Here is a 13,248-nt window from a genome sequence, read left to right on the forward strand (position 1 = left end):
ACAGCGCCACCGTCACCACCACGAACACCAGGTCGGACACGGCTGGCTCCTCACCAGGGACGACACCCGCGACCGCCGGTGCGGTCGCGCCGAGCCATCACAACGCCCCACGCGCCGCGTGGACAGGGTCCATAACGCGACCATGACGGCGACCCGACGTTTCTTGACGCGTTCTTCACGCCGCCGGGCGGTGGAGGTGAGCGCGGTCACCGGGACGGGTCCCGGTGCCGGCGACGGCACGACCGGTCGACGCCGGGACGTGCGGGTCAGGGATGCCGGCGGGCCCGGAGCACCGCGTCGCGGGAGACGCCTCCGTGCCCGTGCGGGCCGCCGCCGACCGACCGGGTACGGGTGCCGGCGACGAGGACGTCCCAGCCGGGGCCGAGGCCGGCGGCCAGGTCCTCGGCGGTGACCTGCGCCTCCGCCGCCCTCGGGGGCTGACCGTGGTGGTGCGGGTCCGACGGGTGGTGGCCGACGACCAGCAGGGTGCCGTTCGGCGCGACCGACGCCGCCAGCCGGCGCACCAGCGTCCCGGTCGGTGCGGTCGAGTGCACGTAGTGCGAGCAGACCAGGTCGAAGGCGTCCCCCGGCGGGGTCCACGCGGTCAGGTCGGCCCGCACCCAGTCGATCCGGTCCGCGACCTCGGCGCCGAGGCGCTCGGCGTGTTCCCGCCCGCGTTCGAGCGCGGTGGCGGAGATGTCCACCGCCGTCACCCGCCAGCCGCGCGAGGCGAGCCAGACGGCGTCGGCACCCTCTCCGCAACCGGCGTCCAGCGCCGTGCCGGGCGCGAGGTCCCCGGCCTCGGTCACCAGGTGGACGGTGGGCTGCCGCACGCCGTGCACGGCACGGCCGCCGTAGTGTTCCGCCCAGTACTCCCCGTCGAATTCCACGGGCAACGCTCCCTCCATGGTTGACCGGCGTGGACCACACCGCTGCGGCAACCATGCGCGAGGCCCCGCGACACCGCAAACATCGTTGCCGGTCCGGCAAAATCCGGACCACCGCCGGGCGACCGGACCACGGCCACCACGACGTTTGCCATCCGGACCAGCGGGAAGAACGCCGCACGCACGGGACGCCCCGTACCGCACAGGCAGGAGTGGCGGATGAACGGCCCGACGGGCGACGAAGCGGTCGGCAGGCTCGAACTCGTCCACACCTTCACCGGGCCGATGCCGACCGGCGTCAGCGTCTCGGCCGGCGGTCGGGTCTTCGTCAACTTCCCCAGGTGGGGCGACGAGGTGCCGGCCACGGTGGTGGAACTGCGGGACGGGCGGGAGGTGCCCTTCCCCGACCAGGAGTGGAACGACCCGGCGGGCTACGACGACAGCGGTGCGTTCGTCTCGGTGCAGAGCGTCGTGGTCGATCCGGCCGACCGGCTCTGGGTGCTCGACACCGGAAGCCCGATGTTCCGGCCCACCCGCCCCGGCGGCCCGAAACTCGTCCGCGTCGACCTGGACACCGACACCGTCGGCCAGGTGGTCACCTTCCCCGCCGACGTGGCGCTGCCCTCGACGTACCTCAACGACGTCCGTTTCGACCTGCGGCGCGGCGCGGCCGGGATCGCCTACGTCACCGACTCCGCCGACTCCGGCCCGAACGGGATCGTCGTGGTCGACCTGGCCTCCGGGACGTCCTGGCGGCGGCTGCACGACCATCCCTCCACGCGCGCCGAACCCCTGGCCACGTTCCGGCCGGTGGTGGAGGGGCGGCCGTTCCTGGAGCGGCCGGCGGGCGGGGCGCCGAAGCCGGTGGCGATGGGCTCCGACGGCATCGCGATCTCCGCCGACGGCTCCCGGTTGTACTACTGCCCGCTCGCCTCGCGCCGGTGGTACAGCGTCGCCACCGACGCCCTCGCCGACCGGTCCCGCAGCGACGAGCAGGTCGCCGCCACGGTGGTGGACGAGGGCGACAAGGGCGGCGGCTCCGACGGTCTGGAGACCGACGACGCGGGCCGGTTCTACCTCACGTCGTACGAGCACAACGCGGTGCTGCGTCGGCTGCCGGACGGCGGCTTCGAGACCCTGGTGCACGACCCCCGCCTGCTCTGGCCGGACACCCTGTCGGTCGCCGCCGACGGGCACCTGTACCTCACCGCGAACCAGTTGCACCGACAGGCGAGGTACCAGGGCGGCGAGGACCGGCGTCGGCGGCCGTACGCCCTGTTCCGGGTCCCTGTCGACGCCGGGCCGGTCCGACTACGCTGAACCGGCCACGGGGGAATCCTTCACTCCGGCCGAACAGCTTGTAGACAAGCTTCGCTCCCTGGCCCTATCGTCAGCCCATCGAGATTAATTGATCCTTGTCGATGGGAGACCCGATGCGACTCCGGCGATGGGCGAGCGCGTCCCTGGCCCTGGTCGTCCTCCAGGGCGCCGTCCTCGGCGCCGCCCCGTCCGCGCACGCGGCGGTGCCCGCGCCGTCCCCGGACGCCGCGACGGACACCACCATCCTGAGCACCGACTACGGACCGGCGGCCTGGGTGCCGGCCAGCACGAGCAACTACACGGTGGCCACCCGGCCCACCGGCCAGCCCGTCACGCACGTCGTCATCCACGTGACCCAGGGCTCGTACAGCAGCGCGATCAACTGGTTCCAGAACCCGGCGTCCAAGGTCAGCGCGCACTACACGTTCCGCTCCTCCGACGGCGCGGTCACCCAGTCCGTACGGGAAAAGGACATCGCCTGGCACGCCGGCAACTGGACCTACAACACCCAGTCGATCGGCATCGAGCACGAGGGCTGGGTCGACAATCCGGCCTGGTTCACCGACGCCATGTACCGCGCGTCCGCCACGCTCACCCGGAACCTCGCGAACAAGTACGGCATCCCCAAGACCCGCAGCAACATCATCGCGCACAAGGAGGTGCCCGGGGCCACCCACACCGACCCCGGCCCGCACTGGAACTGGACCTACTACATGCAGTTGGTCAACGGCGTCACCGGCATCGGCTCCGGCACCGTGCACAGCGGCACCGCCGTGCTCAACGTGCGCTCCGGGCCCGGCACCGGTCACGCCGTCGTCGGCTCGCTGAGCGGGGGCACGGCGGTGAGCGTCTACTGCCAGGCCACCGGCACCGCCGTCACCGGCCCCTACGGCACCTCCAGCATCTGGCACCGGATCGGCACCAACCGCTACGTCTCCGACGCCTACCTCTACACCGGGCACGACGGGTACATCCCGAACGTGCCGCGCTGCTAGTCACGGCCGTACCCGTCCGGCCCGCCGCGTCCCGCGTGCGGGCCGGACGTCCGCCTACCCCCGGTCGTCCGCCTCGCGCGCCGCGGCCGGCCCCACCGCCGGCGGCTCGGGCGCACCCGGCGGCTCGGCGGCCGAGGGGTGGTTGTCGAGGTGGTCGCGGGCGTACCGGTAGGCGACCGCCACGATCGCCGCCACCGGCACGGCCAGGAAGGCGCCGGTGATCCCGGCGAGACTGCTGCCGGCCGCCACGGCGAGGATGACCACCGCCGGGTGCAGGCTCAGCCCACGCCCCTGGAGCAGCGGCTGGAGGACGTTGCCCTCCACCTGCTGCACCGCCACGACGATGCCCAGGATGATCAACGCGGTGGTCGGGCCCCGGTCGACCAGCGCGATCAGGACGGCGAACGCCCCGGCGACGAACGCCCCGATGATGGGGATGAAGGCGGCGAAGAAGGTCAGCACCGCCAGCGGCAGGACCAGCGGCACCCCGAACGCCCACAGGCCGATGCCGATGAAGAAGGCGTCGATGAAGCCGACCAGGGCCTGCTGCCGGATGAACTCCGACAGCGTCCGCCAGCTCCGGTCCGACAACTGCGCGACGTGCACCGCCGCGCGCGGGCCGGTCTGCGCCGCCAGCCACGGCACCCAGCGGGGACCGTCCTTGAGGAAGAAGAAGCACAGGACCAGGGCCAGCACGGCGTTGACCACGCCGGACCCGACGGACGTGGCCCAGGTCAGCACGTATCCGGCGATGTTCTGGGCGTTCGACTGAAGCGCGCTGAAGACGTTGTCGATCGTCTCACCGATCTGGTCCTCGCCGAGATTGAGCGGCGGGCCGGTGAGCCACTTGCGCACCTGTTCGAGTCCGGCCGTCGCCTGGTCGGTGAGCTCGCCGATCTGGCCCACCACCGGCGGCACCACGAGGATGCCGAGCGCCGTCAGCAGGGCGAGGAACGCCAGCAGGACCGTCGCCGCGGCCAGGGCGGGCGGCCACCGGTGCGCGCGCAGGAACCGCACGGTCGGCCAGAGCACCGTGGTGAGCAGCAGGCCGAGCACCACCGGGAAGAGGACGACCCAGAGCCGGCCGAGCAGGTAACCGAGTCCGACCAGCGCGGCGGCGATGACGATCAGTTGCGCCGCGACGACCGCCACCCGGCGGATCGCGGCCCGCACCCGGGGGCCCCGCCCGGGTGGCAGTGCCGGTACGGGTGGCGCCGCCGGGGCAGCCGTGCCGCGCGTCGGGGTGCCGGCCGCGGGCTCGCGCGGGCCGTCTTCTTCCTGGCTCAACTCTGCCTCCACCATGTGTCGCCCCGCCGAACCCTAGTCGTGGCGGGCAATCACGGTGACGGCAAGGCCCCCGCCCGGGGCGCCACCGGGCACGCCACCCGGCCGAGGAGAGACCGGTGCGGGGTGTCGGCACCCGGCACCGGCCTCTCCTCGCCGCACCACGGTCAGAACCCGCAGAGCGGATCCCACGGGTCGTCGTCGGTGCCCCGGATCCACTGGCGTGCCGCGTCGACCGGCGGTTCGTACGCCCACGAGGTGTGCGCGCCGTGCGCCAGCGCCTCGCCGAGGAAGGCGCGGACGCGCTGGCTGGTCACGACGTCCCGCTCGGCGGCGACCGGGTCCCAGTCGGTGAGGACCGAGGACCGCAGCCGGCCCCGCACCTCGGCGTACCCGGGGTCGGCCGCCCGGTTGTCGAGTTCCCGTGGGTCCTTCTCCAGGTCGTAGAGCTGGTCCGGCAGCCCGTGGGCGTAGACCAGCTTGTGCCGGCCGCTGACCACCGCCCGCACCGGGAGCAGGGTGCCCTCGGCCGAGTTCTCGACGACGACGTCGCGGTGGGGATGCGCCGTCCCCGCGTCACCGGCGAGCAGGCCGGTCAGGCTGTCGCCCGCGAACCGTCCGGTCACCCACTCCGGCAGCGCGGCGCCGGCCAGGTCGGCGAAGGTGGGATGGAGGTCGACCAGACTGGTGGGCGTGCCGACCCGGCGGCCGGACGCCACCCGCGGCCCGGCGAACAGCAGCGGGACGCGCACCGACCACTCCCGCAGGGTGCGCTTGAAGTACATGCCGTGCTCGCCGAGCTGGTCGCCGTGGTCGCTGGTGAAGACCACGACGGTGTCGTCGAGCAGGCCGAACCGCTCCAGCTCCGCGACGAACGAGCCGACCACGTCGTCGATGTAGCTCGTCATCGCGTAGTAGCCCCGCCGGGCGAGGCGGACCGCCTCGTCGTCGATCTCCGCCCGGTCCACGCCGTGGAACGCGTTGACCCAGCGGTCCAGCGGGTGCGGCTCGACGCCGTCCGGCACCGGCTCGGGCAACGTGATCCGCCGACCCTCGTAGCGGTTCCAGTACTCCGGCGGGGCCACGTACGGGTCGTGCGGCTGGGTGAAGGAGGCCACCATCAGCCAGGGCTCGCCCGCCCGCTCGCCGGTGTCGAGCGCCAGCTCCCGGATCCGGCGCAGGGCGGTGAACCGCACCTCCTCGTCGTAGTGCATCTGGTAGGTCCACGGCAGCGGGCCGGAGGAGCGCAGGATGTCGACGTATTCCCGGCCACCGTTCTGTTGCGCGCCGGAGAGCCGGGGCGGGTCGCCCTGCTCCTCCCAGGGACGGGTCCAGGTGAGGTCGGGCGGGAAGATGTCGGTGGTCAACCGCTCCTCGAAGCCGTGCAACTGGTCGGGGCCGACGAAGTGCATCTTGCCGGAGAGGATCGTCCGGTACCCGGCCCGCCGCAGCGAGTGCGCGAACGTCGGCACCGAGGCGGGGAACTCCTCGGCGTTGTCGTTGGAGGGCACCCCGCTGGGCAGCCGACCGGTCATCATCGCGGCTCGGGACGGCACGCACAACGGCGCGTTGCAGTAGGCGTTCTCGAAGACGGTGCCCCGTTCCGCGAGCGCGTCGAGATTCGGGGTGAGGACGTCCTCGTTGCCGTACGGGCCGGTGGCGAACGCGCTGAGCTGGTCGGCCATGAGCAGCAGGATGTTCGGACGGCTGCCTGCGGTGGTCACGCTTGCTCCCTGGGCGGGGTCGGGTGGTCGGTCACTTGGTGGCGTCGGTGAACACCGAGGTGTCGAGGAAGGTGTCGGGCTCGACGTAGGTCGGCAGCGCGCCGATGTCCACGAAGACCCGCTCCATCCGACCGATCCAGTCGGCGGCGGTGCCGTCGGTGTAGTAGCCGGTCCACTCGGCGTTGGGGAAGCTCCTGGCCTGCTGGTAGATCTGCGTGCAGACCTCCGCCGTCATGACGTCGGAGAGTCGGGGACAGGCGGCCTTCAGCGCCCCGGCCTGGTCGGTGACGATGTCGTCGTTGGCCTTCAGCCAGGCCTTCGTGATCTTGACGAGGGCGTCCCGGTGCTCCGCGTGGAAGCGGTTGTTGGCAACCCAGCCGCCCGCGATCGCCGCGTCCGGGTGGAACTGGTCCGAGGTGGCGATCTGCCGGGCCTCGGGAAGGCGTTGCCGGACCTGGCCGTCGAACGGGGCCCAGAGGGCTGCGGCGGGCACGCCTCCGGTGACGAACGTGTTGGCCACGGCCGGCATCTCCAGGTTGACCAGTTCGACGTCGTCCAGGGAGAGGCCGTTGCGGGTCAGCGCCACGTGCAGGAGCAGGTGGGCGGCGGTGCCGGTGGTGGTGGCCACCTTCTTGCCGCGCAGGTCCGCCACCGAGGTGATCCCGGAGTCCGGTGCCGCCCAGATCTGCTGGATGTTCGCCTCGAGGTTGTTGAGCAGGAACACCTTGCCCTGGCCCCGGGCCGGGAAGTTCGCGATCACCGCGCCCATCACGCCGACGTCGACGCTGCCGCCGGTGAGCGCGTTGGACAGCGAGATGCCGGTCTGGAAGGGCACCGCCTCGACGTCGAGCCCCTGCTCGGCGAAGTAGCCGCGTTCCTGGGCGAGCAGCAGGTGCATGCCCGGGGCGGGGCCGGCGATGTAGCCGACCTTGATCTTCTGCGCGGACCCGGCGTCTCCGTCGTCGTCCGATCCGCACGCGGTGCCCGTCAGGACCAGCGCGAGGCTGGCCAGCACCGCCACCATCCGGCGTCTCATCGGTCGTCTCCCTGGGGTGAGGTGTGCGCGTCGCGCAGCATCGTCTCGATGCGGCGGCGGAGCGCGATGAAGTCGGGGCTGGTCTTGAGCTCGTGGGTCCGGTCGCCGTGCCAGGGCACGTCGACGATGTCCCGCACCCGGGCGGGGCGGGCGGACATCACCACCACCCGGTCGGCGAGGAAGATCGCCTCCTCCACCTGATGGGTGACGAAGAGGACGGTGCGGCGCTCCTTCTGGTTGATCTCCAGGAGGGCCTCCTGCATCGTCTCCCGGGTCTGCGCGTCGAGCGCGGCGAACGGCTCGTCCATGAGCAGGATCTCCGGGTCCACCGCGTAGGCGCGGGCCAGCGCGACCCGTTGCCGCATCCCACCGGAGAGCGTCTTGGGCAGGGCGTCCGCGAAGGCGGTCAACCCCATCAGCTCCAGGTACCGGTCGCCGATCTCCCGCCGCTGCGCCGCCGTCCGGCGGCGGGCACGCAGCCGCATGCCGAACTCGATGTTGCGGCGGACGGTGAGCCACGGGAAGATCGCGTACTCCTGGAACACCACGCAGCGCGACGGCCCCGGGCCGGTGACCGGTGCGCCGTTCACCCGGATCGCGCCGGTGTCCGGGTCGACGAAGCCGGCCACGGTGTTCAGCAGGGTGGTCTTCCCGGAGCCGCTCGGGCCGACCACCGCCACGAACTCCCCCTCGGCGACGTCGAACCGCACGTCGTCGAGGACGGTGACCGCCGCCGTGCCCCGCCCGAACCGCTTGCTGATCCCGGCGACGGAGAGACCGCCGCCACTGACCTGTCCGTTCACCGGTTCCCCCTGTCCTGCCAGCGCACCAGGCGGGCGGACGCCAGACGGAGGGCGGCGTCCATCAGCAACGCGCACAGACCGATCAGGATGATCCCGGCGTACACCCGCGGAATGTCGAGGAAGTTGCCCGCGTTCTGGATGACCGCTCCCAGCCCGTCCTGTGCGGCCACCAGCTCGGCGGCGACCAGCGAGGCCCAGCCGATGCCGAGTGACACCCGGGCGGCGGTGAGGATGTGCGGGACGGAGAACGGCAGCACGACCCGGGCCAGCACCTCGACCCGGTTCGCGCCGAGCGTCTGGGCGGCCCGGACGTACTTGTCCTCGATCCCGGCGATGCCCTCGAAGACGATCACGACGGTCGCGAAGAAGGCGGCGTACATCAGGATGATGCCCCGGGCGAGTTCGCCGATCCCGAAGTAGACGATCACCAGGGGGACCAGGGCGATCGGGGGCAGCGCCCGGAAGAAGTTGACCAGCGGGTTGAGCGCCGCCCGGGCGATCGGGAACCAGCCCAGCAGGAAGCCGACCGGTACGCCGGCGGCGATGCCGACCGACACCCAGACGACGACCCGGCGGCTGCTGATCAGGATGTCGTCGGCGAGGCCGTTGCCCAGGCCGGTCCAGATCACCTCGAAGACCTGGCCGGGAGTCGGCAGCAGGTCGCCGCCGACCACACCGGTCACGGCCATCACCTGCCAGAGCAGGATCACGCCGAGGAAGCCCGTCAGGCCCAGCGCCGCGTTCCGCAGGGCCGCCAGCCACCGTCGGGGTCCACGGCGGGGTGGTGCGCCGGGCAGCGCGCCCGGTTCCTTCGCTCCGACGCCGGCGGCTGCCGCTCGCCGGTCGGAAGCCAACACTTCCGGCATCTGATCTCCTGTCGTGGGGGTGGGTGGGGGCGGTTCAGGCGGTTGCCGGGGCGGCGCGCTGGGCCTCGGCCAGCCGGTGCATCAGCTCCCGGTTGGCCGGGTAGGCCGCCCGGTAGACCGCGTGGGCCTCGTCGTACACCGGCCGGACGGCGGACCGGGGCGAGACGACGTGGCCGGTCCGGGCCCAGGTGTCGGCCGGGTCGACCAGGCCGACCGCCTGCGCCGCGAGCAGGGCGTCGCCGTAGCAGGCGCCGATGCTGGTGGTGGTCACCTCCTGCGGCTGCCCGGTGATGTCGGAGACCACCTGCGCCCACAGGCCGCCCCGGGTGCCGCCGCCGACCGCCACCAGGCGGCCCGGCGGCGCACCGGCCGCCGCGAAGGTCTCCAGGTGGTGGCGGACGGCGTGACCGGTCGCCTCGAGCGCGGCCCGGTAGAGGTGCGCGCGGGTGTGCCGCAACGTCAGGCCGAGCAGGACGCCCCGGGCGTCGGGGTCGAACAGCGGGGTGCGCTCCCCCGCGAGGTACGGCAGCATCACCAGGCCGTCGGCGCCGGGCGCGGTCTCCGCCGCCTCCGCGACGAGAACCTCGTACCGCTCCTCCCCGACGATCCGCCGCAGCCAGTCGGTCACCGCGCCCGCCGCGGCCGTGCCACCGGCCAGGCACGCGCTGCCGGGGGTGATCCCCCGGGTCGCCCAGAGCCCCCGGTGCGTCACGATCCGGTCGGTGACCTGGAGGAGGAACATGGTGGTGCCGTACATCAGCATGGTGTCGCCCGGCCGGCGGACCCCGACGCTGTGCGCCTCGGCCCACGCGTCGACGGTGCCCGCGACGACCGGCGTGCCGGCCGGGACACCGGTCTCGGCCGCCGCGGCGGCGGTGCTCCGGCCCACCACCTCACCGGGCCACACCAGCCGGGGCAGGTCGAGGCCGGGCGCGACCAGGTCCGCCCACTCGCCGTGCCAGCGCTGGCCGCGCAGGTCGTACAGGGGTTGGCACTGGCTCGCGGAGTGGTGGTCGAGCACGTACTCACCGGTCAGCCGGGCGACCGCGAACGAGCTGGCCATCAGGAACCGCCGGGTGGCGGCCCAGGTGTGCGGTTCGTGGCGGCGGAGCCAGTACAGCTTCGGGCCCGCCGCCTGGCTGGTCAGCGGTGCGCCACCGACCGCGACGACCCGGTCCTCACCGAGGAGCGCGGTCAGCTCGGCGGCCTCGGCGGTGGCCCGGGTGTCGACGCCGTACAGGATGGCGGGTCGCAACGGGCGGTAGCGGTCGTCGGTGGCCACCACGCAGGGCCCGATCCCGCTGACACAGACCGCGGCCAGCCGGCCCGGCGCGTCCGCGAGAAGTTGCCGGGACAGCTCGGTGACCGCGCCCCACCAGTCCCGCTCCGGGTCGTGTTCGACCCAGCCGGGCCGGGGCATGGTCGGTCGGTGCTCGCGGACCGCGGTCGCCAGGATCTCGCCGTCGGGACGGGTCAGCACGGCCTTCGCGCTGGAGGTACCGATGTCGATACCCAGCAGTACGTCGCCCATCGTCCGACCTCCCGCGTCGCCCGGACCTGCGGAAACCGTGTTTCCGGCTCGTTAAGTCCGATCAAGTTGTCGGTAAGGTATGACCATCCAGCAGACCTGTCAAGCCTTGATGTGCGACCGAACGGCAGGCCAGGCTTGCGCCAGCACAGCAGCCCTCTATAAGGTATGACCAATCAACGAGAGGGGTGGCATGGGAATCCAGTCGGCGGCCACGGACCCTACGGTCCGGCCGAGTCGGGTCGACGAGGCGGAGCAGGCCCTCCGCGCGTTGATCGCGGAGTACCAGCGCACCGGCGTGACCCGACTCCCCACCGAGAACCGGCTGTGCGAGCTGGTCGGCGCGTCCCGGACGACGTTGCGCGACGCGCTGAGCCGGCTCGAGGCGGCCGGCGAGGTCGTCCGGCGGCGACGGGTGGGCACCCTGATCACCTCGCCGGCACGGGCGGTCCACTCGGGATCGCTCGCCTACCCGGTCGACCTGATCCTGTCCCTCTCGGACTTCCTCGCCGAGGCGGGCGCCAACTTCGCGGTGCGCGCGGTCAACATCCTGCGGGAGAGCGCCGACCCCGACGACGTCGCCCTGCTCGGTCTGGCGCCCGGCGAGGCCGTCTACCGCGCGATCCGGCTCTACGAGGTCGAGGGGCAGGCCGCCGCCCGGCTGGAGCACCGGCTACCCGCGACGGTCGGCGGCCAGCAGATCCGGATCAACGCGCTGACCGACGGGATCACGACCTTCCTCCAGGAGACCGAGAACATCCGGTTGACCCGCAGCGACCACACGATCACCGCCGAGGCGGCCACGCCCACCCTGGCGACCGAACTGGACACCACGGTCGGGGCACCGCTGCTCGTCATCGACTGCCAGCTCTACGCGTCCGGGCCGCACGCCGTGGCCACCGGGCGGCTGGTCTTCCGTCCCGACGTCCTCTGCCTGACCGCGTCCGCCGACCCGGCCACGTCGGCCTCCCGTCGGGCCGGCACGTTCGGCGTGACGGCCGTCGCCCGGTCCGGCGACGAGGGCTGACATGCGGCCCACCCACCTCGACGGCGGATCGTCGGCGGGCGACCGGGCCGGGCCGCCGGAGGTCTCCGCGTGCTGCGGGCCGAGCCGCCCGCCCGCCGACGGTGGCACGGGCACGACTCCCGCCGCGTCGCGCGGCCGGTCGGCGGAGCGGGGCCCGGCACGCGACCGGCGCGCGGTCGTCCGGGGCATGGTGCACGTCCCGGGCGGTTCGTTCCGGATGGGCAGCGAGGATCCGGACACGTTCGCCGGCGACGGCGAGGGCCCGGTCCGCGAGGTGTACGTCAGCGGCTTCCACATCGACCCGAAGGCGGTCAGCAACGCCCAGTACGCCGCCTTCGTCCGGGCGACCGGGTACGTCACCGAGGCGGAGCTGTTCGGCTGGTCGTACGTCTTCCACCTGCTCGTCGCCGACGCCGCCCACCCCGCCGTCATGCCCGGGCGCATCCCCGGGGCGCCCTGGTGGCTGCCGGTGCGCGGGGCCTCCTGGCGGTGCCCGGAGGGGCCGGGTTCCCGGGTCGGCGACCGGCAGAACCATCCCGTCGTGCACGTGTCCTGGAACGACGCGACCGCCTACGCGCACTGGGCCGGGAAACGCCTGCCCACCGAGGCCGAGTGGGAGAAGGCCGCCCGGGGCGGCCTGGACCAGGCCCGGTATCCGTGGGGCGACGACCTCACGCCCCGGGGCGCGCACCGCTGCAACATCTGGCAGGGCGAGTTCCCCACGGTCAACACCGGGGCCGACGGCCACCTCGCCACGGCGCCGACGGACGCCTTCCGGCCGAACGCGTTCGGTCTGTTCAACACCTCGGGCAACGTCTGGGAATGGTGCGCGGACCGGTTCAGCGTCGACTGGCACCGCCCCGACCGGCCGGAGACCCGACGCGACCCGCAGGGGCCGCCGACCGGGCCGGGTCGGGTCCTGCGCGGTGGTTCGTACCTGTGCCACGACTCGTACTGCAACCGGTACCGGGTCGCCGCCCGGACGGTGAACACGCCGGACAGCACCACCGGCCACGCCGGCTTCCGCTGCGCGGCCGACGGGACCGACCGGTGACGGGCCGCCATGCGACGTGAACCGGCCTGGTACCGGGAGGGCAGCGAACCGGACTACCGGTTCACCCTCGCCAACGAACGCACCTTCCTGGCCTGGGTCCGCACCGCGCTGGCGCTGCTCGCCGGAGCGGTCGCGGTGGTCCACGTCCTTCCCGCCGCGGCGCCCGGCGTCCGGACCGCCGTGGCGGTGCTGCTCGCCGCCGCGGCCACCGTCCTGCCCTGGGCGGCCTACCAGCGGTGGACGCGCGTCCAACGGGCCATGCGACTCGGCCGGGACCTGCCCTTCACCCGGTCACTCGCCCTGATGGCCGTTCTCCTCGGCGTGCTGGGCGCCGGTGTCGTCGTCCTGGTGCTCGCCACGTGACCGGTCCCGACCACGGGCTCCAGCGGGAACGCACCGCCCTGGCCTGGCGACGCACCTGCGCGGTCGCCCTGGTCGACGCCGTGCTCCTGGGGCGGCTCGGCGCACACCTGTCCCCGCCCCAGATCGTCGCCGGGTCGGGGTCGATGCTGCTCCTGGCGGTCACCGCCGTCTGGTGGTACCGGCGACGGGCCCACCGATCCGGGCCGCCGGCCCCGGGCATGCCGCCACCGGCGTTGATGGCGCTGGTCGCCGCGCTCGTCACGGTGGGCGCCCTCACCGTCGTCGTCGGGCTGGCCCCGGTCGGGTCGTAGCCGGCGGGGCGGCCCGGAGCGGCGGTCCGCTCCGGGCCTCCCCCGGCCGG

The 13,248-nt window shown here is 73.2% G+C and carries 13 protein-coding genes; 6 read left to right on the top strand and 7 right to left on the bottom strand.

Annotation, left to right across the window (positions count from 1 at the left end):
- Nucleotides 1-266: 266 nt before the first annotated feature.
- A complete protein-coding gene (locus QSK20_RS23545) occupies nucleotides 267-890 on the bottom strand; it encodes a class I SAM-dependent methyltransferase (protein WP_285790781.1) in 624 nt (207 codons plus the stop codon).
- 216 nt (nucleotides 891-1,106) lie between these two features.
- Here QSK20_RS23545 and QSK20_RS23550 point away from each other — a divergent pair, with 216 nt between their 5' ends.
- A complete protein-coding gene (locus QSK20_RS23550) occupies nucleotides 1,107-2,207 on the top strand; it encodes an L-dopachrome tautomerase-related protein (RefSeq protein WP_285790782.1) in 1,101 nt (366 codons plus the stop codon).
- Between the two features lie 113 nt (nucleotides 2,208-2,320).
- Nucleotides 2,321-3,202, top strand: coding sequence for an N-acetylmuramoyl-L-alanine amidase (locus tag QSK20_RS23555; RefSeq protein ID WP_285790783.1), 882 nt, complete (start codon nucleotides 2,321-2,323; stop codon nucleotides 3,200-3,202).
- A gap of 54 nt (nucleotides 3,203-3,256) precedes the next feature.
- Here QSK20_RS23555 and QSK20_RS23560 read toward each other — a convergent pair whose 3' ends face one another.
- The 6 genes from QSK20_RS23560 to QSK20_RS23585 all read right to left on the bottom strand — a co-directional run bounded on the left by QSK20_RS23560 (nucleotide 3,257) and on the right by QSK20_RS23585 (nucleotide 10,446).
- On the bottom strand, nucleotides 3,257-4,489 hold the full coding sequence (locus tag QSK20_RS23560) for an AI-2E family transporter (protein WP_285790784.1): 1,233 nt from the start codon (nucleotides 4,487-4,489) through the stop codon (nucleotides 3,257-3,259).
- 164 nt (nucleotides 4,490-4,653) lie between these two features.
- Nucleotides 4,654-6,210, bottom strand: coding sequence for a choline-sulfatase (gene betC / locus QSK20_RS23565; protein ID WP_285790785.1), 1,557 nt, complete (start codon nucleotides 6,208-6,210; stop codon nucleotides 4,654-4,656).
- Between the two features lie 31 nt (nucleotides 6,211-6,241).
- Nucleotides 6,242-7,246, bottom strand: a complete 1,005-nt coding sequence (locus QSK20_RS23570) for an ABC transporter substrate-binding protein (RefSeq protein WP_285790786.1) — start codon at nucleotides 7,244-7,246, stop codon at nucleotides 6,242-6,244.
- Nucleotides 7,243-8,049 (bottom strand): ABC transporter ATP-binding protein, encoded by an 807-nt coding sequence (locus QSK20_RS23575; protein ID WP_285790787.1) that lies wholly within the window; start codon nucleotides 8,047-8,049, stop codon nucleotides 7,243-7,245. Before QSK20_RS23575 ends, QSK20_RS23570 begins: the two co-directional genes overlap by 4 nt.
- Entirely contained in the window at nucleotides 8,046-8,915 is an 870-nt protein-coding gene (locus tag QSK20_RS23580) for an ABC transporter permease (RefSeq protein WP_285790788.1), read from the bottom strand. The genes QSK20_RS23575 and QSK20_RS23580 overlap by 4 nt, the downstream gene beginning before the upstream one ends.
- Nucleotides 8,916-8,949: 34 nt before the next feature.
- Nucleotides 8,950-10,446: an FGGY-family carbohydrate kinase gene (locus QSK20_RS23585; RefSeq protein ID WP_285790789.1), complete on the bottom strand. Its 1,497-nt coding sequence runs from the start codon at nucleotides 10,444-10,446 to the stop codon at nucleotides 8,950-8,952.
- A gap of 190 nt (nucleotides 10,447-10,636) precedes the next feature.
- Here QSK20_RS23585 and QSK20_RS23590 point away from each other — a divergent pair, with 190 nt between their 5' ends.
- From QSK20_RS23590 to QSK20_RS23605, 4 genes are read left to right on the top strand one after another with little or no spacing between them, the layout of a single operon-like run.
- Entirely contained in the window at nucleotides 10,637-11,470 is an 834-nt protein-coding gene (locus QSK20_RS23590; protein ID WP_285790790.1) for a GntR family transcriptional regulator, read from the top strand.
- Nucleotide 11,471: 1 nt separating this feature from the next.
- Nucleotides 11,472-12,524, top strand: a complete 1,053-nt coding sequence (locus tag QSK20_RS23595; RefSeq protein WP_285790791.1) for a formylglycine-generating enzyme family protein — start codon at nucleotides 11,472-11,474, stop codon at nucleotides 12,522-12,524.
- 9 nt (nucleotides 12,525-12,533) lie between these two features.
- Entirely contained in the window at nucleotides 12,534-12,887 is a 354-nt protein-coding gene (locus QSK20_RS23600) for a YidH family protein (protein WP_285790792.1), read from the top strand.
- Complete coding sequence (locus tag QSK20_RS23605; protein ID WP_285790793.1) at nucleotides 12,884-13,198, top strand: DUF202 domain-containing protein; 315 nt, start codon at nucleotides 12,884-12,886, stop codon at nucleotides 13,196-13,198. The genes QSK20_RS23600 and QSK20_RS23605 overlap by 4 nt, the downstream gene beginning before the upstream one ends.
- Nucleotides 13,199-13,248 lie beyond the last annotated feature (50 nt).

The organism is Micromonospora sp. NBRC 101691, assembly GCF_030269285.1.
In the GTDB taxonomy this organism is placed as follows: domain Bacteria; phylum Actinomycetota; class Actinomycetes; order Mycobacteriales; family Micromonosporaceae; genus Micromonospora; species Micromonospora echinospora.